Origin of the sequence: Martelella sp. NC20 (genome assembly GCF_013459645.1) — a bacterium.
Taxonomy (GTDB): domain Bacteria; phylum Pseudomonadota; class Alphaproteobacteria; order Rhizobiales; family Rhizobiaceae; genus Martelella.
On record NZ_CP054861.1, the window covers coordinates 696,908 to 719,519 of the forward strand.

The following is a 22,612-nucleotide window of genomic DNA, read 5'->3' on the forward strand; positions in this document are numbered from 1 at the left end:
ATCGATCGGGAATTGAAGCCTTGTTATCCGTCAACTACCAGGCATAATCCGGCTTTGCGCTGAAGCCGAACATCTCTCTCAGAAAGACCGGCGGTCATAACGCCCGGAACGACACTCTATGGGCGCGCGTCGCCTGCCTGCACCGCGCGCGGCGACGCTAGACAATGCCGGCGACGACGCTTTTCAGCCCTGCTTCGTCTTGCGCCGCATGCCGGCCTTGAATTCCCGGAAGTCGAGCGCCTTTCCGGTTCGCACGAATTCCGCAGCCATGGCCTTGATTTCGCCGCGCTGCAGTTTCTGGGTCGAACTTAACGGCGGAGCATCGATGAAGGCGGCATAGCCCGGCAGCTTGTGATAGGCGAGCCGTTCGGCGCCGGCCCGTATGACGTCCTCCGCAAGGCTGGCGTCGGCGCCGCTCCCACCATCTCCTGACCTGACGAAGAAGGCAAAGACCTCCTCGCCGCGCAGGTCATCGTGCACCGGCGTCACCACCACCGCTTCGATCCCGTCATGGCCGGCAAGGGCCGCCTCGACTTCCAGAACCGCGATGTTCTCGCCGCTGCGGCGAACGATGCTTTTCTTGCGGTCGAAGAAGTAGAGAAGCCCGCCGTCATCCTCATAAACCACATCGCCGGTGTGGAACCAGCCGCCGGCCCAGGCCTCCTCCGTCGCCTGCTCATCCTTGAGATAGCCGCTAAAAAACCCCTGTCGCGGATCATCGCCTTCAGCGCGAACGATCAGTTCGCCCGGCGTTCCGCGTTCCACGTCGTTGCCCGCGTCGTCAACGATACGATACTCCATCCCCTTGCGTGGCCGCCCGATACAACGCTGACCAGGGGTATAATCGTCGCAGGCCGTCGTCGTGGTGGCCCGCCCGCCGGTTTCCGTCATCGCCCAGGCCTCAACGATCGGGATGCGATAGCGCTCTTCGAATTCGATCTTGTGCTTGGCGTCAACGCCGGGCCCGAGCGAATACTTGACCCGGTGGTCGCGGTCATAAGGGCTTTCAGGCAGGCGCAGCAGGATGGCCGGAATAACGCCGAGGCAGTGGATGATGGTCGCGCCGGAATCGCTGACCGACTGCCACCAGCGGCTGGCATGGAAGCGGTCGAGCGGCACGATGGCGCCGCCGGATACGATCATGCCAAGCGCGGTGCAACCAAGCGCATTCATGTGGAACATTGGCAGCGGCGTCAACGCCACTTCCTCGCCGTGGACGATCTCGGCAATGCCGCCCTGGGTGACATACCAGTCGGCCAGAATCATGAAATAGGTATTGGACAGGATGCAGCCCTTCGGCTTGCCGGTACTGCCTGAGGTGAAAAGCAGCGCGCATTCATCATCGGCAAGGCCGCTCTGGCGCAGCGCCGGCGTTGTCGCCGCAGGCACGGCTTCGCCAACCTCAATCACGCGGATGCGGCTGCGGTCGAGAAGGGAAAGCGTCGCGGCCTGTTTCGAATGAGTGACGATCAGGTCCACATCGGCCATATCAAGCTGATAGTCCAGTTCGCCGGGCCTGAGATCCGGATTGATGGGCACGATCGAAATGCCGAGGGCGTTGAGCGCAAGCCAGTGACTGAAGAATTCCGGCCTGTTCTCCAGAAGCAACCCCACGCGATGACCAACACCGTATCCGGCATCGCCAAACCGTTTGCGGAGAGCCTCGACCGTGTCCCGCATTTCTCCATAGGTAATGCGAAACCCCTGAGGAGCGTAGGCAAGGCCGGCGCTTGCGGGCGCAAGCAGCATAGTGGCGTCCGGTCGCGCATTCGACTGCATCAGGAAAGCGGAGAAGGGGGAATGCATGGATGGTCCCTTTTTTGCCGTTATCGCGGCAATCTGCGGATGCCGCCAAGCACATGTTTTTCCAAAGGGATAGTGGTAGCCGACCTTTCGGGTCCAATATTATCGCTTGCAACGACACATAACGAATTGCTATCAATCAGCATGGATCTGAGACAAATTCGATATTTCATCGCCGTTGCCGAGGATGAGCATTTCGGGCGCGCCTCGGAGCGGATTCACATTGCCCAGCCCGCACTGAGCCGGCAGATTCAACTGCTCGAGGCCGAACTCGGGGTGACGCTTTTCGACCGCCTGCCGCGTGGCGTGAAGTTGTCGGCCGCCGGCCACACCTTCCGCGAACATTGCAGCCAGATCCTCGTCAACCTCAGCCACGCGGTCAGCGAAACGCAGGCGGTGGCGCGCGGCGAGGCCGGCATGCTCAAGCTCGGTTTCATCGAGGTCGCAGCGTGGAGCGGCGTCATTCCCGAGACGATCATGGAGTTCCGCCGCGCCAATCCGGATGTACGGCTCGTGCTGAGCCAGATGACTAGCCTTGGCCAGATAGAGGGCATTTATGACGGCCGGATCGATGCCGGCTTCATCTATAACCCGCCCAACGATCCGTTGCTGACGATCCTGCCTGTAACGCGTCACACGGTACTGCTCGCGGTGCCTTCAATCTCGGAATTCGCCCAGCGGAAGTCCATCGACGTGTCGGAACTGGCCGGTCAGCCGATGATCCTGTTCCACCGGCGCGAGAGCCCCACCTATTATGATGAAATACATCGCGGACTGTTCCAGGCGGGCGCTACCGTCGATGTGGTTCACGAAGCCGAAAACGAGGCGGAGATGCTGGCGCTGGTCACGACGGGGCTCGGCAACGCCTTGGTCAACGAATGCCAGAGATGGCGCAAGCCCCAGGGGATAGAGTTTCTTGCGGTAAAAGGTCTGGATGTCGGCCTCAATCTCGCGCTGATCTATCGCGCCAACCAATCAGTGCCGGCGCTGCGCCGCTTCCTGACATTGCTCAAACGCTGAAACAGCCTATTCGAGAGCAAACACAATAGACACAAAGGCCGCGCAATAGCATTTTGCGATTGGTCGGCCGCTTCAATACTATTGGACCCGCAGCCGCATCCGGTGATGACTTTATCAACAAACAGAACAAGACGAGCGGCAACGCCGCCAGAGCATTTCGCTGCCGGAAGCAATAATCTGCTGTCTGCGAAAATGCCGTAAAGCAATGAAATGGAACGAGTCTGCAACCAAATCGAACGCGGACTCACTTCCAGGGAACCTGAAATATCCAGCCGGAATACATCGTCCGGCTGCACCGGGAGTAAACACATGCTCGAGATGATTGAAAGGCCTGGCGGTTCGTCTATCCGCATTCCTGAAGGCAAGATGCTGATTGACGGCAAGTGGCGCGCCGCCGCCGACGGGCAGACGATCGCGGTCTATGATCCGGCCACGGAAGACAAGATCGCAGACATCGCGGCGGCGACAGCAGCCGATGTCGACCTTGCCGTGCAGGCCGCGCACCGAACCTTCGAAAGCGCGCTGTGGCAGAAAATGCGCCCGCTCGACCGCGGCCGACTGCTGGAAAAGCTCGCGCTTCTGGTTGAACGCGATGCCGAGGAGCTCGCCCGTCTAGAGACGCTCGACAACGGCAAGCCCTATTTTGTCTCGAAGAATGTCGACCTGAAATTCACCGTCGATGCCCTGCGCTATTATGGCGGCTGGGCATCCAAGATCGCCGGCGAGTATATCCAGCTATCGCCTTTTTTCGATGACGGCGGCACCTATCGCGCCTACACCGAGCGCCGGCCGGTCGGCGTGGTCGGCGGGATCACGCCGTGGAACTTCCCGCTGGGCCAGGCAATCCAGAAGATCGCCCCGGCCATCGCCTTCGGCTGCACGATCGTTTTGAAACCATCAGAAGAAGCGTCTCTGACGACGCTGCGGCTCGGCGAACTCGTTCTTGAAGCGGGCATTCCCGAAGGCGCGATCAATATTGTCACCGGCTACGGCCACAATGCCGGCCAGGCCATCGTGGACCATCCGCTGGTGCGCAAAATCGCCTTTACCGGTTCGACCGCGACCGGACAGCGCATTTTGCAATCCTCGGCCAGCCAGATGAAGCGCGTGACGCTTGAACTCGGCGGCAAGTCTCCGGCGATCGTGCTCGCGGATGCCGATCTCGACAAGGCGATCCCCGGCGCAGCGAATGCGATCTTCCCCAACTCCGGGCAGGTCTGCACCGCGGGCTCCCGGCTTTTTGTTGATGCCTCGATCTTTGACGAGGTGACCAGGGGCGTCGCCCAGATCGCGAAAGAACTGCGCCTCGGCAGCGGCTTCGATCCGTCCAACCAACTCGGACCGCTGATTTCGTCGCGGCAGATGGAGCGGGTGTCCTCGCTGGTCGCCAGCGGCGTGGAGGAAGGCGCCGAACCGCTCTGCGGGGCGGCCTCCGCAGATGGCAAGGGTTATTTCTACCAGCCCACGGTGCTGACCGGCGCCCGCGCCGATATGCGTATCACCCGCGAAGAGGTTTTCGGTCCGGTGGTCCTGGCGATGCCGATCGAGGACCCGCGCCAGATCAAGGCACTGGCCAACGACACCGAATTTGGCCTCGGCGCCAGCATCTGGACGCGCGACATCAACAAGGCGCACCTGCTGGCCGGCCAGATCGATTCCGGAACCGTGTGGATCAACACCCACAATATCCTCGATACCGCCATGCCCTTTGGCGGCACCAAGCTTTCCGGTCTTGGCCGCGAATTCGGCAGTGAGGTCGTGCACGCATATACCGAACCGCGCGCGGTCTGCATGCGGCTGGAGTCACCGGATTTCGGTTGACGTCGGGCACGGGGTTTTCAGTTCAGGGAGATAGAGATGAAAGACCAGCTCGACGCGCTTTGTGATGACCTGAAGGCAAAGGTGATCGAATGGCGACGCCATCTGCATGCCAATCCCGAACTCTCCTTCGAGGAACACCAGACCGGCGCGTTTATTGCCCGGACGCTGGAAAGCTTCGGCGGCATCGAGATATCGCGCCCGTCGGGCACCAGCGTCGTCGGTCGGCTGAAGGGCGCGCGGCCCGGACCGGTGATCGCCATCCGCGCCGATTTCGACGCACTGCCGATCACCGAGGTGACGGGCCTTCCCTTTGCCTCGAAAAATTCCGGCGTCATGCATGCCTGCGGCCATGACGGGCACACGTCGATCCTTCTCGGCGCGGCCGCTGTGCTGTCCGGCCTCCGAGACCGGATAGCCGGAGAAATCCGCTTCCTCTTCGAAAACGGCGAGGAAACACCACCCGGCGGCGCGGCGGGCATGGTCGCCAATGGCGCGATGGAAGGCGTCGACCGCGTTATCGGCCTGCACCTGTGGTCGCCCTATGAGACCGGCGTGGTGCAGATCAACGCGCGCGCGGTGATGGCGGCATGCGATATTTTCTCGATCGTGGTGAAGGGCAAGGGCGGCCATATCGGCACGCCCCACACGGCCATCGACCCGATCGCCATCGGCGCGCAGATCGTCACCAATCTGCAGCATCTGGCGGCACGCGAGGTCGATCCACTGCATGCCGCCGTGGTCGGCGTCACAGAGTTCTACTCGGGCCGTTCAGTCGGCGTCATCCCGGCGACAGCCACGATAGGCGGAGGCACGAACACGTTCGATCCGGATGTACGCGATCTGATCGAACGCCGTATCGGCGAAGTCGCGCGGGGGATCTGCGCCGCCCACGGGGCGAGCTGCGACTACAAATACACCCGCATCTACGATGCCGTGATCAACGATCCGGAAACCGCGGCGATCATGTCCACCGTTGCTACCGACCTGTTCGGCCCCGACGGCGTCTGCGAAATGCCGCCGATCATGCCCGGCGAGGACTTTTCCGCCTTTGCCCATGAAGCGCCGGCCTGTTTCGTTCTGCTGGGCGCCGGCAACGCCGCAAAGGGGATCACCGCCCCGCATCATGACGCCGCATTCACCATCGACGAGGATGCGCTTGCGATGGGCACCCGCCTGTTCGTCCATGCCGCCTTCGCCCTTCTCGAACAGACCCAGGCCGGCAAAAAAGGCTGACGCCGTCGGCAAAGGCGTTGAGGCGATGAGGGCAACAGGATGACGGTTCTGCACTATCAAGGCCTTGTCGAAATCGGCGAACTGATTGCCAGCAGGCAGGTCTCGGCCGTCGAGGTGACGCGGCACCAGCTTGAGCGCTGCCAAAACCTCGCCTCCCTCAACGCCTTCATCACCCTGCTCGCCGAGCGTGCGCTTGCCCAGGCTGTAGCCGCCGACCGCGACATCGCAGCGGGCTTGCGCCGCAGCGTGCTGCACGGCGTGCCGGTAGCGCTGAAGGACCTCTATGATCTTACGGGTACGCCCACAACCGCCGGCATGCCGGTGCGCCACGAGGCGATTGCCGCCGCCAATGCGACGGTCACCCAAAGGCTGCTCGACGCCGGCGCGGTCATTCTCGGCAAGACCTGCATGACGGAAGGCGCCTATGCCGAACACCGCGCTCCCTTCGGAACGCCGGTCAACCCCTGGAATCCAGATCGCTGGTGCGGCGCGTCGTCAAGCGGCAGCGCCGTCGGCGTCGCGGCCGGCCTGTTCTTTGCCGGTCTGGCGACAGAGACAGGCGGTTCAATCCGCATTCCGTCGGCGATGAACGGCGTCACCGGCTTCAAGCCGAGCTGGGGCCGCGTCAGCCGCGCCGGCGTCTATCAACTCGCCGCCTCGCTCGACCATGCCGGACCAATCGCCCGCAGCGTCACCGACGCCGCCGCCGTGCTTTCCATCATCGCCGGCCGGGACAGCGCCGACCCAACATCGTCGCACCGGCCCGTCGAAAACTATCTTTCGGAAGCCGGCGTATCGCTGAAGGGCATACGGATTGGCATCGACATGGCATTCTCCCACGCCGGTACGGACCCCGAACACGTCTCGGCCATGCTGGCCGCCGCCGACACGTTACGAGACCTGGGCGCCGACCTGATCGATGTCACGCTGCCGAATTCAGAGCAGATAATATGGGACTGGTTCGATGTCTGCGCCGTCCAGAATGCGCTGGTCAATGGTCCCGTCATCGACAAGCAACCGGGTGCGCTTGGTCCCGCGCTCACAGAGCTGGTCGCGCGCGGCAGGGCGTTGAAAGGCGCTGATTACCAGGTTGTCATCAACCGTGCGAACGCGTTTCGTGGCGATCTCGAAGCGCTGTTTGCCAGTCTGGACCTTGTCCTCTCGCCAGCGATGGCCTTCTCGCCGCCGCTCAATGAAGCGATGGAAGCCCTCTCGGACGACATGATCTCCGGCATCCATCGCTTCACATGCCCCTTCACCATGTCGGGTCATCCCGTGCTCTCGATGCCCGGCGGCGTCCATTCCGATGGCATGCCGATCAATATCCAGCTGATCGGACCGCTGTTCGGCGAAGCCGCGCTGGCGCGCGCCGGCATGGCCTTTCAAAAGGCAACGCAATGGCATCGCAGGCGGCCGCTTTCGTGATGCAAGCTTCCAAAGATTACCGGAGCACGCCGACGGAGAAGTCCCAGAGCACTGCATGGTCATCAAGTCCGCGATTGACCTCGCGAGGATGTCCCCCCTTAATCTTCAGCCAGACAGCCTGGAGACGCTGCCTCGCCTCGCAGGCCGATATGACGCGGTGGTATTGGATGGGTTTCAGCCTAATCCTCTTACGCCGGTTGAAGATGGCTGCCGACATATGTGCCGCTCGGATTCTTATTCCAGGCCTGATCGCACGCTGCGGACACCATGACATCGCTTCAAACCTCTGTGGGCTCGCGAAATAGCGCTTGTTCCAGTTTATTTTATATATATAATAATATCCGCAGCGTCCGTACGAGACGCGCCAACCAGAGCCGGCTACATCGGCAACAAGACCGGGAACGGCTCGAACGGAGAGTGCAGTACACAAGATCACGCGTTGAAGAAGCTGCCGCCGGTTCGGCAGAAGTCACAGCATCGCGGTTACAAAACTCCGGTCCTCGGATCGAGAGCCAAAAATGGAAAAAGGGGATTCATATGCGTCGCTTATTGCTTGCCGGCTTGTCCGCAGTCGGTCTAGCCTTATCTTTCTCAGCAGCCACGGCCAAGGAGGTTACGCTCAAGGCCGGCGTCTTCATTCCGCCCAACGCCTCCTTCGGCGTGCCTATGGACATTTTCGTCGATCACGTCAACGAAGTCGGCAAGGGCGTTCTGCAGATTCGACTGGTGGGGCCGGAAGCCATTCCCGGCGCCGAGCAGCCTAACGCGGTGATCTCCGGCGTTCTCGACATGGCTGCGGTTCCGCCGCCCTACTACAAGGGCATGTTCGTGGAAGCCGATGCCGTATCTCTGACCAACCACACGCTGGCCGAACTGCGTGAATCCGGCGCCTACAAGATGATAAGCGACATGGCCGAAGAGAAGATGGGGGTCGTCTACCTGACCACCTATGGCGGCGGCATTACCTTCCACGTATATCTTAACAAGGACGCAAACAGCCTGGACGACATCCGCAGTAGCCGGCTGCGCAGCCAGACGATCTACAAGCAGATTTATGATCAGCTGGGTGTGGAGGGCACGAACATCCCGACCCCCGACGTGTTCACGGCGCTCGAGCGCGGGGTGGTAGAGGGCTATGGCTGGCCGCTCAACGGCATCGGCGAAATGGGCTGGGCCCCCGAGACCAAGGTCCGGATCGACCCGGGTTTCTACAATGTCGACGTGACCGTGATCATGAACGAGAAGAGCCTTGAGAAGCTCGACGAAGAGCAGCGTAAGGTGCTCTTCGACTCGGTGGCGTGGTTCGACGACTACATGGTCGAGTGGACCGAGAAAGCACTTCAGGACGAGATCGAGTTCCAGAAAAACGCAGGCATCAAGACCCTCGATATCGGCCACGAATATGTCGACCTCGCGTTGGAACAGTATTGGGCCGACCTCGAAAAGCAGAGCCCGGACACCATCCCGGCCATCCGCAAGGCTCTGATGAAATAGTTGCCCTTGCCCAGTCAGTTGGACCGGGGCGTCTCCCCGGTCCTTTTGACGTCAATCCCAACGGCGACCCGCCTTTACTTGAAAGCACATGTCTCCCGGCCAGCAGACCTTGCGGCGTCACCCGCCCCAGCTCTGACATCGATGCGGGCACACATGTGCAACCACAGAGCGGCCGGAGCCTGTCGATCGACGTCACGGCTGCACTTCCAACGCCCTTGCAAGCGCAAGACGCCAGCCCAGGACACCCTGACATGACATTTCTCGTTAGGATTTATCTACTCATCATAACTCTCCTCGCCGCCATCGCTATTTCGATGCTTGCGGTGCTCGTGCTCCTCATCGGCGGCGAAGCGATCACGCGCACGCTGCATTTACCGTTCTTGCCGGGCGTCGTGGAACTGTCGGAATACGCGTTGTTCATGATGGCGATGCTTGCCGCGCCTTGGCTGCTACACCACAACGGTCACCTCGCAGTTAACGTGGTTGTTGACCTTCTGCCGCAAAAACTGCGTTCGGCCACCGCGTTGCTGACATGGGTCCTGGGACTCTGCGCCACCAGTGTGACTTTCTGGATCGGCGTCCAGCTCTTCATGCAATCTTACAGATCGGGCCAATTGATCTTTCGTGATCTCATCATTCACGACTGGCTGCTTCAGTGGCAAGTGCCCCTGGTGATGGCCCTGATAAGCATCGAGTTTCTCGGGCGAATCGTTTCGGCGGCCTTCCCCTCCACCGACTCTGCTCAGCACAAGGCGCAATAATCATGCAGGAATGGACTTTAGCCCTATTGCTGATGTTCGGCGGCGTGGTGGCCATGCTGCTGATCGGCCTGCCGATCGTGTTTGCCTTTCTGGCCGTCAACATTGTTGGTGCCGTCATCTTTCTCGGTGGGGAAATCGGGCTGACACAATTGGTGAGAAACATGGGCCCCGCCGTCGCCAACTATTCGCTCGCGCCGGTGCCGCTGTTCGTCCTGATGGGCGAGATCATGTTGCAGACCGGCATGGCGTCACGGTCGATCGATGCGATCGACCGGCTGATCGCGCGCGTGCCCGGGCGCCTCTCCATCGTCGCCGTTCTGAGCGGCACTGTGTTCTCCTCCCTTTCGGGATCAACCATCGCTAACGTCGCAGTGGTGGGGCGCACGCTTTATCCGCAAATGCACGATCGCGGCTATCACCCGGTCATGGCGGTAGGTCCTGTCCTTGCCGTTGGCGGAATCGCCATGCTCATTCCGCCATCGAGCCTCGGCGTGCTCCTGGGCAGTCTGGCACAGATATCCATCAACGACCTGCTCCTGACCGCAATCGTTCCAGGCATCCTGATGGCATTTCTGTTTCTGGGATTCATCATCGTAAGCTGCATCATCCGACCCGATATTGCCCCGGTGTTCGATGTCAAGGAACTGACCTGGAAGCAGAGACTGATGCCGGTGGTAACCCATGTGCTGCCGCTCATGCTGATTTTCGTGGCGGTCGTGGGCAGCATGTTCACCGGCGTCGCCACACCGACCGAGGCATCTGCGATCGGCGTGCTTGCAACCATTGTCGCCGCAGCGGGCTATCGAGCGCTGTCGTTCGAAAGCCTGCGCAAATCGCTGATCGAAACCACGAAATTCAGCGGGATGCTCCTGATCATTATTTGTACCTCGAGCACCTTTTCGCAGATCCTCGCCTTCAGCGGTGCGACCCAGAGCCTTGCTGAAATGGTGACATCCTCCGGCTTGACACCGCTGCTTCTAGTGCTCGGCATGCTCGCCGTGCTGGTGTTCCTTGGCTGTTTCATGGATCAGCTGTCGATGATGATGCTGACCCTGCCGATCTTCATGCCGATCGTTGCCGGCCTTGGAATCGACCAGCTGTGGTTCGGCGTGCTGGTGCTGATCGTCCTCGAAATCAGCTTGATCACGCCGCCTTTCGGTCTGCTGCTGTTCGTGATGCAAGGCGTCGTCGGAAAGCAACTCAAGGTCACGACCATCTATGCCTCGGTCGCGCCATTCATTCTGCTCGAATTCATCATTCTGGCGCTGATGATCGTATTCCCGCAGTTGACGGCCTGGCTTCCCGGCCTGTTGAAGTAGGATACACCGAAACGCATCCGGGCAAAACAAGGGCGCGACCCGCATTCACCATGCTGGTCGCGCCCTTGGCTTTTCATCAAGAGGCTTCGATGTCCTTGCAGTCGCAGCGCGTTTGCTACTTCGAAAGCCGGCTGAAGCGGTAGGGGGCCGGGTCGACGATCGGCGTCATGCCCGACACCAGATCCGCGGCCAGTTGGCCCGCCGCGGGCGATGTGCCAAACCCATGTCCCGAAAATCCGGTGGCCAAGGTCAGACCGGGAACCCGATCGAGCCCCGAAATAACCGGCAGCGAATCCGGCGTGACATCGATCATTCCGGCCCAGGCTTCCCTCATCTCGGCTTTCTCGAAAACCGGGAAGGCCTTGACCGTATTGGCGATCGCTTCGGCGATCAGGCCCGCGTCGACCAAGGGGTCCTTGGTGCGCACCCGCTCGAACGGCGAAGGGCCGGTGTCCTTCCAGCGCCTCGGCAATCCGAGATCGCCGAGGAATTCGCGTCCCAGCGACAACCGCAAATATTTCCAGTTGTTCCGCAGCGTTGGCAGATATTTGAGCCCGATCAACAGGTTGTCGATCGTCAGCGGATGGCACAGCGCCCCGCGCTGGGTCACGGTATATCCGCCGTCCAGCCGCTTTCGAAACGAGAAGTCCGAGGCCCCGAACGCGATGTCCGACGGCCCGTCCATGGGCGCGGTGCGGATGACGGAGGCAACCATCGGAAGCGTGGGCAAGGAGATGCCCATATTGCCTAGGAAACGGCGCGACCACAGCCCGGCGGCGAGCAAAACCTGATCGCATTTGATTTCGCCGCGCTCGGTATGGACGCCGGCCACCCGGCCGCCTGCAAGGGAAAGCGAAAACGCCGCGCAATTCTCGATGATGACAGCGCCCTTCTGCTGCGCCGCCGTCGCGATCGCGCTCGACGCCAGCGTCGGTTCGGCATAACCGTCCGAAGGGGTGTGAATGCCGCCTACCCATTTTTCTGCCGTGCCGGGCAACAGATCGTCGATTTCGCGCGGGGTGACGAGCCGCGAGTCGAGCGAAAGGTCCGAGACGGCCTGAAGCCATTTCCTGTGGGGCTCCATTTCGGCTTCGCTGCGAGCGGCATACATGATGCCGGCGCGGCGATATCCCACGTCGAAACCGGTGCGCTGGGGCATCTGCGTCCACAGCGTATCGGAAGCGACCGAAAGGGCCACGTCCTCCGGATCGCGGTTCAGCTTTCGCACCCACCCCAGATTCCGAGATGACTGCTCCGCGCCGATCCGCCCCTTCTCCAGAATGGTGACCGGAATGCCCCGCTCCGCAAGCGTCAGACCCGCCGTCAGCCCGATGATCCCGCCGCCAAGGATGACCACAGTGGTCTGCCTTGGCAGGTCGGATGAGGTCTGTACGGGTCTGATGATCGGCGCCATGAGAACGGTCCTGAACGCGGTGAGTGTTTGCTTAGGGGCGAAGCGACATGTAGGTTACGAGGCAGAAAGATTGATCAGCCTGGTGTTGCCCTTGCCTGCGCCACGATAGGCCGTGACGTCAATTTCCACGCGGTAGATCTTGGAGCCCAATGCCGGGCACACCATCGTCGTCGCCGGATCGATGCCGCGGAACCTCTTGCCCAGAACCTCGCCGACGGCATCGCCATCGGCCGGATCCTGAACGTAGACTCGCGAGGAAACGACATCCTCCAAGCTCGAATCCACAGCCTGAAGCGCGCGTTCGATATTGGCCAGAACCTGCTCGGTCTGCGCGGTGATGTCGTCCGGAATCTCCTTGGTCTCGGGATTCCGGCCCGCGGTGTTGGACACGAAAATCAGATTGTCCACCGCGACCACGCGCGAATAGCTGGCCCAGTCCTCGAACTTGTTGCCGGTTTTTACCTTGATCACATCAACCATTATCTATCTCTCCAGACTGCGGGGAAAACCTAGCGAAGAACCGGCTCGTCCCAGAGATTGAGCTTCACGCCAATCCCCTTCTCGATCGCGTTGCGATAGAGCATGGTTCCCCATGCCACGTCCTCGACCGGCATGCCGCCCACCGAAAGCATGATGATTTCGTCGTCATTTTGCCGTCCGGGCGCCTCGCCGGCGACGATGCGGCTCAAATCCTCAAGGTCATCCATGCGAAGCCGGCCCTCGTCGACCAGATCCATGAAGCGCATGCCGACGGCGGGAATGTGCTTGTGCGTCGGCTTGGGCGTTTCGTGGTGCCAGGCTTCATAGAGCGGGGTGAATTCCAGCACCTTGCGCACATCGGGACCTTCGACGCCGCGGTCGAAATTTCCGAGAGCCGGCATGGCGAAGAACGTACCCGGGCTGATCCACTCGCGCTTCACATGCGGATAGGTGGACGGATCGCCTGTCGGGCCGGAAGAGCAATAGGCCACCACATCGGATCCACGCACCAGTTCCTCGTCGCTGCCGACTTCCTCGATATGTTTGACCTGCGGATAAGTGCTCCGGACCCATTCCGCGAAAGCGTCGAGGTTCTTTCGGCCGCGACCCTTCACCTTGACGGTGTCGATACCGGGGCATGCGGCAATGAAGGCGCTGAGCGCAGTCTTGCCCATGACGCCTGGACCGAGAATCCCTGCAACCCTGGAGTCTTTTCTCGCAAGATGTCTGGCGCCGACGCCCGGCACCGCGCCAGTGCGATAGGCCGACAGAAGATTGGCCGACATCAGCGCGAGCGGCGCGCCGGTGTCGGTGTCGTTCAGGATGAACATCAGGATCGAACGCGGCAGGCCCCTGTCCCGGTTCGCGATGTTGGAGCCGTACCATTTCACGCCGGTCGTGCCGAACTTGCCGCCGAGATAGGCCGGCATCGCCATGAAGCGACGATCCGCCGTGGGCTTGGGCATGTTCGGAAAAGGCGAGTCTTCCGGAAATAGGATCAATGAGCCGTGCGAGCTGTTGTTCGCGCCGGCCATGCGGTAGTCGCCGCTGGCAAGCAGCCCGAACATCTCTTCCATGGCATCGACACAGGCGGGCATGTCGGTGACGCCGGCGCGCACCATGTCCGGCTCGGACAGATAGATGAAATCGATCTTGGTGGAAGTGGTCATTCTGTCATCCTCGTTGTCAACCAGCGGTTCGCCAACCGTGGCCGTCTGCTGTGAGCCTCTGCACGAGCGCACGGCGGAACGGCAAGGCGTTCCAACCGCACCAACGCGCCACGTCTCCTCTCCCGCAGCATATCTACGTATTCGACGGCCCAGGGCATATCCGGGTAAGCGGAGGGTTCAGTCGAGGGCCGCCTGCCAGCTCCCGGCGAACGGTGCTTGAGTGGTAATGCATGGGCAGACCCCCATGAATTGCGCTTGCGGCCATTTACGTAACAATTCCGGCCATGCCCATGGAGCCGGTCGCGGTTGTCCGCACCGTTGCGCAGGCGAAGCGGGAAGCGTGCTTACCTCAAGTGTGGGATGACTGTCTGCGGGCTGCCTTGCGCGCGGCACTGGGCGACTCGCCGGTCAGACTGCGAAAGGCCCGAGAGAACGCCGCCTGGTTTCCATAGCCGAGATGCTCGGCCATTTGCTCTATGGTGATCGTTCCGCCACTCATAAGGTTCCTGGCCTTCTTCATGCGCTCATCGTTGACGATTTTTCTGAAGCTCGTCTCGTGCGCGCTGAGTTGGCGGCGGATGGTGCGGGGGCTGACGGCGAGTTCATCGCACACCGATTTAAGGTCGATTGCCTCCCGGCCCAACCGCCGCGCAACGATCAGCGCGACTCGTTCGGGGAGAGAACGATGCCGCTCTTCCGGCGCGCCGAGCAGATCGAACAGATGGCTCTCGACGATCTGACGCGCCGCCTCGTTGAAGCGCAACCAATTGCTCAAGGGGCGTTCCAGATCGGCTTCGAGAAGCACCATGCCGTTGGCGGAGGCGTTGCCTGTTATCCTGCATTTGAAGAACCGGCGCAGAGCATCCGCGTGGTCGGAAACGTCGTGCTCGAACCTCACTTCCACGGGGTTCCAGCGATCGGACAGCAATTGCCGCACCATGCCGCACAGGCCCGCTATGGCGTATTCCGCGTCCTGACGCCTCGGCCATACGCTCAGATCGTCGATCATGTAGATATAGATGCTTTGCTCTTCCTGCCTTTTACAGGACATGGTGGTATGGCTCTGCCATAACCTCTGAAACCGCGCGAACACATCCAGCGCCCCTCTTAGCGTCTGGGCCGTCGCAAGCAGGGAATAGACCGGACCGACCTCCCAGGCGCGAAACGCCTGCCCCATTTCCAGGCCGAGATAGGGCCGCTCCAGCAGGTTGGCCGCATCCTCGAAGAAGCCGACATAGGCGCGCAACGGGATCATCGCATATGGGCTGCCGGCCGGGCCGTCTGACAGGCCATGCCGGGACAAGAGGTCCGTCACGTCCTTGCCATCCCTCACCATCTCCCTGACAATAGCGTCCACGAATAGCCGCCGCACGACCGGCAGGGTCTCGTTTCGACCGGCAATTTCATAGACTCCCATTCCAGCGGTATGTTTAGCGTTGGTCTGCATGGCCTACTCCAAAGCGGTAGGCGGCGGCGATCGCCGTCCCCAAATTTTATTTTACTTACGAAACAATAGCGCGATTATGGCCGCTAATGCAAAATATTCGGTCACAAAGTGCATGGATCGCGGGTTTTGGTGTCCTCTACACTCACATGAGTTCGTTCGACCGTCCACCCGCCAAAACTGACTTTGCTGTATCATGACCGCGATGAACAGACTGGGACAAGATAGACCATGTTCTACGCCCACGAATTTGCAGTTTCGGCCGCGGACCTCCCGCGATCGCGTGTCTACAGGGTCGGGCTTTTCATTCAGCGGACCGGAGCGGTCTGCAACGCGGCATTCGTGTCCTCAGCCAAGCAAGGAGAATACCGATGAACAAGATCGACAGGCGACTGTTCCTGAAGCTCGCAGCGGCAGCCGGCGGAGCGCTGGTAGCCCGCCCGGATCTCACCTTTGCCGATGACGGCGAAATCGAGAACGTATCGATTGCCTGGACCTCCGATCCGGTCACCTGGGATCCCAATCAGCGGCTTGCGCCCGACCCGCAGTCGATCCTCAAAACGATTTTCGACCAGCCGATCGACCAGCTTCAGAATCTGGAACTGGCGCCCAATGTCCTCACCGACTGGAAGCTGGCTGACGACGCGATGAGCATGCATGTGTGGATGCGCGACGACATCACGTTCTCGGATGGCTCTCCGATGACGATGGAGGACTTCCGCTACACCTTCTTCGAACGCATACAGCAGGGCGATGAAATCGATCTCGTCGTCGGCTTCGGCGTGGTATCCGACATCGAAATCATCTCGCCGACCGAGGGCATCATGCGGTTTTCGCAGCCCTTCGCCACCCCGGCGCAGTGGCTGAGCTTCAGCGCAAGCTTCGTGATTTCCAAGGCTTATGCCGAGAAGGTGGGCATCGAGGGCCTGCAGACCAAGCCGATGGGATCCGGCCCCTATGAACTGGTGGAATACGAGCGCGACAGCCGGATCGTGCTGAAGCGCCGCGACGATTACTGGGGCGAACTGCCGGCCATCAAGCAGCTCACCTTCGAGATCATTCCCGACGCCACGGCCCGTCTTGCGGCGCTCGAATCCGGCAATGTCGACTTCGCCGTCGAACTGTCGATCCGCGACGTCAAGCGCCTGCAGCAATCCGATCGCTTCAAGGCCATCGCAAACCCGATCGCCCGGATCATCTATGTCACTGTGCGCGCGGACGGCACTTTCGAGGACAAGAACATCCGTCTTGCCGCCCATTACGCCATCAACAAGGAGTTGTTGTCCAAGGCCTTCTTCGGCGGAGACGCCGTGGCGATCGATGCTCCTTCGATCCCGGGCATGCCCGGCTACCCCGAGGATTTCGAGTTCCCCTACGACCCAGAGAAGGCCAAGGAGTTGCTGGCGCAATCCGGCTATGGCCCGGACAATCCGGTCACCATTGGCTTTGCGACCACAAACGGCAACTTCGCCGGCGACTACGATATTGCGCGCGCCATCGTCACGATGTGGGACAAGGTCGGCATCAAGACGGACCTGCAGGTCATCACCGAAGGGCAGTGGTACGATCTCAACGCCACCGGCAAGCTTCCCGATGCCTCGCTGTTCGTCTGGGAGAACGGCACCGGCGACCCGGAAATCTTTACCGGCAACATGTTCAACGCCGATCTGCCCTTCGCCACCTTCCGGCGGCCCGACATCACGGCCAAGATCAAACCGCTGTTCGACATCGCGGATTATGACGAACGCATCCGCCAGTATGATGAGCTGAACCGCTGGCTCATCGAAGAAGGGGCAATCATTCCGCTGCTGCAGGCGATCCAGACCATCGGCTACAGCAACCAGTTCAACTTCCAGCCCTGGACCAATGGCTGGATCCTGCCCCGTGCCATCACGAAGGCCTGAACGGGTCTGACGACCTCCCTTGACCGCCGCCGCTCAGCGGCGGTCCGCACTTCTCTTTCAGGGACCGAGATAGTTGATCAAATCGCTGCTGTTGATCCTCGGACGACGCCTGGCCTCGCTTGTGCCAGTGTTCGTCATTGTTTCGATGCTGGTGTTCGTGGCCTTGAGAGCACTGCCCGTCAATCCCGCTCAGATGGCGCTGCCACCGCAGGCCACCCTTGAGCAGGTAGAGGCCAAGCGTCTGGAGATGGGGCTCGATAAACCCATCTGGCAACAATATGCCCACTGGGTGGGACAGGCTGTCCGGGGCGATTTCGGCGATTCCGCCCAGTACCGGATGCCGACCAGCGAGGTCATACTGTCCCGCCTGCCCGCCACGGTCGAACTGGCGCTTGGCGCACTGGTTTTTGCGGTGATCGTCGGCGTGGCCGGCGGACTGTCGCTCTTCGCGGTCCGGGGTACGCCGCTTGAGGGCGTGGCGGTTTTCGGAACGTCGGTGCTGATGGCGCTGCCGGACTTTCTGTTGTCCCTGCTCTTCATCCTGCTTTTCGGCGTAATCATTCAGATCTTCCCCGTCAACGGGCGTCTCGGCCCGGGAATGATCGTGCCCGACCAGACAGGTTTCCTGGTCATCGACGCCTTCCTGACCGGCGATCCGTCGCTGATCGGCAGCACGCTCTCCCATATGGCGCTGCCGGTCATGGCGCTCGGCCTTGCCTTCGCCCCGCTGATCATCCGGGTGCTGCATTCGAGCCTGATCTCGATCTATGAGGAAAGCTATATCCGCCAGGCCCGGATGCGCGGCCTGAGCGAAACCCAGATTCTGTTCGGTCAGGCGCTGAAAAACGCCATGCTGCCCGTCATCATCCTCGTCGGCACCCAGTTCGGCCTGCTGTTCGGCGGAACGCTGCTGGTCGAGATGATCTTTTCCTATCCCGGCATTGGTAATCTGATGCTGCGGTCGATGCAATCCAGCGATCTCGAGGTCATCCAGACCGTCGCCCTGATCTATTGCGCGACCACGCTGCTGTTCAACTCACTGGCCGATGCCCTCGCCTACATGATTAATCCAAGGTTGCGTTCCTCATGAGCCGATTTCCGACCAGATTGCTCGACACGCGATTCATTATCGGCTCGGTGTCGGCGTCGATCGTTCTGTTCGCTGCGATCTTCGCTCCCTGGCTGGCGCCCTATCCACCCAACGACCAGGACCTGCTGAACATGCTGATGCCGCCGGTCTGGGTTCAGGGCGGTTCGATGGAGCATGTTCTGGGCACCGACAGCCTCGGGCGGGACACGCTTTCCCGCCTGCTCTACGGCGCGCGGATCGCTATGTATGTTGCCTTCTTCGCCTCGACAGGGGCGATGCTGCTCGGCGCGGTGCTCGCCAATCTGGCGGGCTATTTCGGCGGCTGGGTCGACTGGGTCATCAGCCGTCTCGTCGAAATCTGGCTGTCCTTCCCGCCCGTCGTGCTATCCATGCTGCTGATCATCGGGCTCGGCATCGGGATCGACAAGGTGATCCTCGCCATCGTTCTGGTGGACTGGACGCGGTTCTGTCGCGTTTTGCGCAGCGATGTCCAGGTGACGCGGCGCAAGGACTATGTCTCCTTTGCCCGTCTCATCGGATTTTCGCACCTGCGCATCATGACGCGCGAGATCCTGCCCGCGACGATGCCGATGCTGATCACCCTGTTCAGTCTTCAGATGGGCATTTCCGTCGTCGTGGAAGCCATCCTGTCCTTCGTCTCGATGGGCGTTCCGCCCAATGAACCGGGATGGGGCCAGATGATCGCCGACGCGCGCATGGACGTCTATTCGGCGCCCTGGGGACTGTTTCTGCCCATCGCCGCCATCTTCCTGACCGTGCTCGGTTTCAATCTGCTCGGCGACGGATTGCGTCGCGTTCTCGACCCCCGTCAATAACGAATTGGATCAATCTGCCATGGCCTCGGTACCTATCCTGCGCATATCCGGTCTGGAAGCGGGACTGCCCACGGCGAAAACGCGCGTCCTGAGCGATATTTCGCTGACGATCGAACCGGGAAGGATCCTCGGCGTGATCGGGGAGTCCGGGGCCGGCAAGTCTATGCTCGGAAACGCCATCGCGGACACGCTCGCCCCGGGTATCGAGGTCACCAACGGCCGGATAAGCTTCGACGGCCGCGAACTGACGACCATGTCAAGGCCCAAGCGTCGGCAAATTCTGGGCCGCGAGATAGGGTTCATCCCGCAAGAGCCGATGACCGCGCTCAATCCCAGCCTGACCGTGGGGCAGCAGTTCGTGCGCCATCTCAAGCGCATCGGCATCGTGCAGAAATCCAGCCGGAAGGAGCGCGCGATCGAGCTCCTGGACGAGGTCGGCCTGCGCGACCCCTCGCAACTTCTGCATTCCTATCCCCATCAACTATCCGGCGGCATGCTGCAGCGGGTGCTGATCGCCATGGCATTCGCCTCCAATCCCAGGCTTGTCATCGCCGACGAACCGACAACCGCACTCGACGTGACCATGCAGGCCCTCGTCATGGAGCTGATCAAGAGAATGCGGGACGCGCACCAGACCTCGGTGCTGCTCATCACGCATGACCTGCGGCTCGCGGCGGACGTATGCGACGACGTCAGCGTTCTTTATGCCGGCCGTATCGTGGAGGACGGGCCGGCCGAAAGCATCCTCAACGACCCCCGGCATCCCTATTCGCGCTGTCTGAATCTTGCGACCCCCAGCATGGAGGCCGCGAACCGGACCCTGCTGATTTTGCCGAAGGCAATGGCCACCATCGCCGAACGCAACGAGCTCCCCGGCTGCGAATTCGCGCCCCGATGTCCGCTTGCCGTCGAGCAATGCAGCCAGCAACGTCCGCCGCTGGAAACCAAAATTGCCGGCCACCGGAGCGCCTGTTTCCGATCGGACCTCACCGCGACAATCGAAACGCCGCCGGGAACGATGGACGCAGCGCGGGATTTCGCCTCGGAAAAGATCGTCCTCAAGGCCTCCAATCTTCGCAAGAGCTATGTGTTGCGGGATATGTTCGGCCGGGCGCGCCACGTCGAAGCGCTCAAGGGTCTCAATTTCGAGGTGCGCGAGGGCGAGTTCGTCGGCGTGGTCGGGGAAAGCGGTTCGGGGAAAACCACCCTCACCAAGCTCATCGTCGGTCTCGAAGACGTCAGTGAAGGGGAGTTGAGAGTTGCCGAACTCGACGGCGCCGACCACTCCAGCGCGAACCGGCGCAGAATTCTCGATCAGGTGCAACTGGTGTTCCAGGATCCGGAATCGGCGCTCAATCCGCGCCGGACCGTCGGGAGCCTGACGACCCAGCCCGTGGAAGCCAAGGGGCTTCCGCCATCGGCTGCAAGCCGGGACGCGCTGGCCCGCCAATTGCTCGAATATGTGAAGCTGACGCCGGACATGATCTCCCGTTTCCCCAAACAGCTTTCCGGAGGCCAGAAGCAGCGCGTCAACATCGCGCGCGCGCTCTGTTCGAACCCGCGACTGCTGGTGGCCGACGAGATCGTTTCCGGTCTCGACGTTTCGGTGCAGGCGCAAATCCTGGAGCTGCTGCGGGAATTGCGCAAGAAGACGCCGTTTTCACTGCTGCTGATCTCCCACGACTTGTCCGTGGTCCGCCACCTCTGCGACAGGGCGCTCGTCATGTATAAGGGCGAGATCGTCGAACAGGGGCCGGTCGATGACGTCTTCGGCAATCCCAAACACGATTATACCCGCACCCTGGTCGCCGCCGCGATCGGCAAACCGCCCCACGACCTGGACATCGCCTAGCGCCAGAATTTCCAGCCGGCGACGCACAACATGGAGACAACAATGAACAAGCTCGACAACGACCTCGGCAGACTGGGCGCCGCCGCGCGCGCCTTCCTCGATCGCGACCACGGACTGCATATCGATGGAAAGTCGAGCACGGGCGCGTCCCGATACGAGATCATCGACCCGACGAGCGGCCGGCCGGTCGCGACAGCTGCCGAAGCAAGCGTTGCGGATGTCAATGCCGCCGTCGTCGCGGCGCGGCGCGCCCTGAAGGGGCCGTGGGGCCGCATGCGCCCCAACGAGCGCCAGAACTGCCTGCTGCGCATGGCGGCGCTGCTCGAGCAGAACGGCCAGGAGATATCGGAGATCGGCGCAGTGGAATCGGGACGGCTGCTGGCCAATACGCGCGGCATCGATGTCGATTACTCGAACCACTTCCTCACCTACATGGCGGGCTGGGCGACGAAGATAGAAGGCCGCACGATGCCGCTGTCGATGCCCTACATTCCCGACGGCGAATTCGACGGCTTCACATTTCGCGAGCCCATCGGCGTTGTCGCCGCGATCGTTCCATGGAACGTCGCTCTGGGCATCGCCGTCTGGAAGATCGCTCCCGCGCTGGCCGCCGGCTGCACCATGGTGCTGAAACCCGCGCCGCAGACGCCGCTGACCGCCTTGCGGTTCGCCGAGCTTGCCCTTGAAGCGGGCCTTCCCGAAGGCGTGTTGAACATCATCACCGGCAGCGCCCCGGAACTGGGCTCGGCCCTCGTCCAGCACCCCGATGTCGACAAGATCACCTTTACCGGCTCCACCGAGACCGGGCGATTGATCGCGCAGGCGACCGCCGGCTCCTTCAAGAGCGTGAGCATGGAATTGGGCGGCAAATCCCCGTTCCTCATCATGGAAGACGCCAATCTCGATCGCGCCATACCGGCGGCGGCCTGGGGCATCCTGGGCAATCACGGGCAAAATTGCTGCGCCGGCTCCCGCCTCTATGTCCACAAGCGCCATTATGAGGAGGTTCTCGAAGGGGTTTCCAAGATCGCACGGGATATTCGGCTCGGCTCACCGCTGCTCCCGGAAACGCAGATGGGGCCGCTGGCCAACCACAGGCAGCGCGAACGGGTGCTCGGCTATATCGAGGCCGGGCGCAGCCAAGGCGCTCGCGTCGTCACCGGCGGCGGCGTTCCCGATCACGGCGGCGCCTATATCGAGCCGACCATTCTGGCCGATGTCACCGCCGACATGACCCCTGTTCGCGAGGAGATCTTCGGCCCGGTGCTGGTGGCGGCATCGTTCGAGACGGACGAGGAGGCGCTGCGCCTCGCCAACGACACCGAATACGGGTTGGGCGCCAGCATCTGGTCGCAGGACCTGGACCGCGTCCGGACCATGACCCGGGGTCTTGAGGCCGGATCGGTCTGGGTGAATGTCCACAACGCGCTGGACATGGCTCTACCCTTCGGCGGCTGGAAGAATTCCGGGCAGGGTTTCGATCTCGGTAAGGAGTCGGTCCTGGGACACACAAGGGTGAAGGCCGTGGTTCACCACTACCAGTAGTC

17 protein-coding genes are annotated in these 22,612 nt (G+C 61.5%); 12 read left to right on the top strand and 5 right to left on the bottom strand.

What is annotated here, in order from left to right; genetic code table 11:
• Positions 1–183: 183 nt before the first annotated feature.
• The gene (locus HQ843_RS03405; protein WP_180899828.1) at positions 184–1,806 is read right to left on the bottom strand and encodes an AMP-binding protein; all 1,623 of its coding nucleotides are present in this window, start codon (positions 1,804–1,806) and stop codon (positions 184–186) included.
• A gap of 141 nt (positions 1,807–1,947) precedes the next feature.
• Between HQ843_RS03405 and HQ843_RS03410 the strand changes: the two genes are divergently transcribed.
• The 7 genes from HQ843_RS03410 (at position 1,948) to HQ843_RS03440 (ending at position 10,876) form a co-directional block, all read left to right on the top strand.
• Positions 1,948–2,823, top strand: a complete 876-nt coding sequence (locus HQ843_RS03410) for a LysR substrate-binding domain-containing protein (RefSeq protein WP_180899827.1) — start codon at positions 1,948–1,950, stop codon at positions 2,821–2,823.
• 309 nt (positions 2,824–3,132) lie between these two features.
• Positions 3,133–4,644, top strand: a complete 1,512-nt coding sequence (locus tag HQ843_RS03415) for an aldehyde dehydrogenase family protein (protein ID WP_180899826.1) — start codon at positions 3,133–3,135, stop codon at positions 4,642–4,644.
• Between the two features lie 36 nt (positions 4,645–4,680).
• Positions 4,681–5,877 carry an amidohydrolase gene (locus HQ843_RS03420; RefSeq protein WP_180899825.1) on the top strand — a complete coding sequence of 399 codons (1,197 nt, stop codon included), beginning with the start codon at positions 4,681–4,683 and terminating at the stop codon, positions 5,875–5,877.
• A 39-nt stretch (positions 5,878–5,916) separates the two neighbouring features.
• Complete coding sequence (locus HQ843_RS03425) at positions 5,917–7,302, top strand: amidase (RefSeq protein ID WP_180899824.1); 1,386 nt, start codon at positions 5,917–5,919, stop codon at positions 7,300–7,302.
• Between the two features lie 537 nt (positions 7,303–7,839).
• A complete protein-coding gene (dctP, locus tag HQ843_RS03430; protein ID WP_180899823.1) occupies positions 7,840–8,796 on the top strand; it encodes a TRAP transporter substrate-binding protein DctP in 957 nt (318 codons plus the stop codon).
• 251 nt (positions 8,797–9,047) lie between these two features.
• Positions 9,048–9,557, top strand: a complete 510-nt coding sequence (locus HQ843_RS03435) for a TRAP transporter small permease (RefSeq protein ID WP_180899822.1) — start codon at positions 9,048–9,050, stop codon at positions 9,555–9,557.
• A gap of 2 nt (positions 9,558–9,559) precedes the next feature.
• Positions 9,560–10,876, top strand: coding sequence for a TRAP transporter large permease (locus HQ843_RS03440; RefSeq protein WP_180899821.1), 1,317 nt, complete (start codon positions 9,560–9,562; stop codon positions 10,874–10,876).
• A 115-nt stretch (positions 10,877–10,991) separates the two neighbouring features.
• Here the strand turns inward: HQ843_RS03440 and HQ843_RS03445 are convergent, their stop codons facing one another.
• The 4 genes from HQ843_RS03445 to HQ843_RS03460 all read right to left on the bottom strand — a co-directional run bounded on the left by HQ843_RS03445 (position 10,992) and on the right by HQ843_RS03460 (position 15,386).
• On the bottom strand, positions 10,992–12,290 hold the full coding sequence (locus HQ843_RS03445) for an NAD(P)/FAD-dependent oxidoreductase (protein ID WP_180899820.1): 1,299 nt from the start codon (positions 12,288–12,290) through the stop codon (positions 10,992–10,994).
• Positions 12,291–12,344: 54 nt separating this feature from the next.
• Positions 12,345–12,770 (bottom strand): RidA family protein, encoded by a 426-nt coding sequence (locus tag HQ843_RS03450; protein ID WP_180899819.1) that lies wholly within the window; start codon positions 12,768–12,770, stop codon positions 12,345–12,347.
• Between the two features lie 29 nt (positions 12,771–12,799).
• Positions 12,800–13,939 carry a tyramine oxidase subunit B gene (locus tag HQ843_RS03455; RefSeq protein WP_180899818.1) on the bottom strand — a complete coding sequence of 380 codons (1,140 nt, stop codon included), beginning with the start codon at positions 13,937–13,939 and terminating at the stop codon, positions 12,800–12,802.
• Between the two features lie 349 nt (positions 13,940–14,288).
• A complete protein-coding gene (locus HQ843_RS03460; protein WP_180899817.1) occupies positions 14,289–15,386 on the bottom strand; it encodes an AraC family transcriptional regulator in 1,098 nt (365 codons plus the stop codon).
• A 368-nt stretch (positions 15,387–15,754) separates the two neighbouring features.
• Between HQ843_RS03460 and HQ843_RS03465 the strand changes: the two genes are divergently transcribed.
• The 5 genes from HQ843_RS03465 (at position 15,755) to HQ843_RS03485 (ending at position 22,610) form a co-directional block, all read left to right on the top strand.
• On the top strand, positions 15,755–17,287 hold the full coding sequence (locus HQ843_RS03465) for an ABC transporter substrate-binding protein (protein ID WP_180899816.1): 1,533 nt from the start codon (positions 15,755–15,757) through the stop codon (positions 17,285–17,287).
• A 73-nt stretch (positions 17,288–17,360) separates the two neighbouring features.
• Positions 17,361–18,377, top strand: coding sequence for an ABC transporter permease (locus HQ843_RS03470; RefSeq protein ID WP_180899815.1), 1,017 nt, complete (start codon positions 17,361–17,363; stop codon positions 18,375–18,377).
• Positions 18,374–19,213, top strand: a complete 840-nt coding sequence (locus HQ843_RS03475) for an ABC transporter permease (protein ID WP_180899814.1) — start codon at positions 18,374–18,376, stop codon at positions 19,211–19,213. The genes HQ843_RS03470 and HQ843_RS03475 overlap by 4 nt, the downstream gene beginning before the upstream one ends.
• A gap of 19 nt (positions 19,214–19,232) precedes the next feature.
• Entirely contained in the window at positions 19,233–21,065 is a 1,833-nt protein-coding gene (locus HQ843_RS03480) for an ABC transporter ATP-binding protein (protein WP_180899813.1), read from the top strand.
• 42 nt (positions 21,066–21,107) lie between these two features.
• Positions 21,108–22,610 (top strand): aldehyde dehydrogenase family protein, encoded by a 1,503-nt coding sequence (locus HQ843_RS03485; protein ID WP_180899812.1) that lies wholly within the window; start codon positions 21,108–21,110, stop codon positions 22,608–22,610.
• The last annotated feature ends 2 nt before the right edge of the window (positions 22,611–22,612 follow it).

Coding starts and splice junctions, on each gene's coding strand:
- HQ843_RS03405 (WP_180899828.1), bottom strand. CDS start 1,806: ATGCATTCCCCCTTCTCCGCTTTCCTGATGCAGTCGAATGCGCGACCG.
- HQ843_RS03410 (WP_180899827.1), top strand. CDS start 1,948: ATGGATCTGAGACAAATTCGATATTTCATCGCCGTTGCCGAGGATGAG.
- HQ843_RS03415 (WP_180899826.1), top strand. CDS start 3,133: ATGCTCGAGATGATTGAAAGGCCTGGCGGTTCGTCTATCCGCATTCCT.
- HQ843_RS03420 (WP_180899825.1), top strand. CDS start 4,681: ATGAAAGACCAGCTCGACGCGCTTTGTGATGACCTGAAGGCAAAGGTG.
- HQ843_RS03425 (WP_180899824.1), top strand. CDS start 5,917: ATGACGGTTCTGCACTATCAAGGCCTTGTCGAAATCGGCGAACTGATT.
- dctP (WP_180899823.1), top strand. CDS start 7,840: ATGCGTCGCTTATTGCTTGCCGGCTTGTCCGCAGTCGGTCTAGCCTTA.
- HQ843_RS03435 (WP_180899822.1), top strand. CDS start 9,048: ATGACATTTCTCGTTAGGATTTATCTACTCATCATAACTCTCCTCGCC.
- HQ843_RS03440 (WP_180899821.1), top strand. CDS start 9,560: ATGCAGGAATGGACTTTAGCCCTATTGCTGATGTTCGGCGGCGTGGTG.
- HQ843_RS03445 (WP_180899820.1), bottom strand. CDS start 12,290: ATGGCGCCGATCATCAGACCCGTACAGACCTCATCCGACCTGCCAAGG.
- HQ843_RS03450 (WP_180899819.1), bottom strand. CDS start 12,770: ATGGTTGATGTGATCAAGGTAAAAACCGGCAACAAGTTCGAGGACTGG.
- HQ843_RS03455 (WP_180899818.1), bottom strand. CDS start 13,939: ATGACCACTTCCACCAAGATCGATTTCATCTATCTGTCCGAGCCGGAC.
- HQ843_RS03460 (WP_180899817.1), bottom strand. CDS start 15,386: ATGCAGACCAACGCTAAACATACCGCTGGAATGGGAGTCTATGAAATT.
- HQ843_RS03465 (WP_180899816.1), top strand. CDS start 15,755: ATGAACAAGATCGACAGGCGACTGTTCCTGAAGCTCGCAGCGGCAGCC.
- HQ843_RS03475 (WP_180899814.1), top strand. CDS start 18,374: ATGAGCCGATTTCCGACCAGATTGCTCGACACGCGATTCATTATCGGC.
- HQ843_RS03480 (WP_180899813.1), top strand. CDS start 19,233: ATGGCCTCGGTACCTATCCTGCGCATATCCGGTCTGGAAGCGGGACTG.
- HQ843_RS03485 (WP_180899812.1), top strand. CDS start 21,108: ATGAACAAGCTCGACAACGACCTCGGCAGACTGGGCGCCGCCGCGCGC.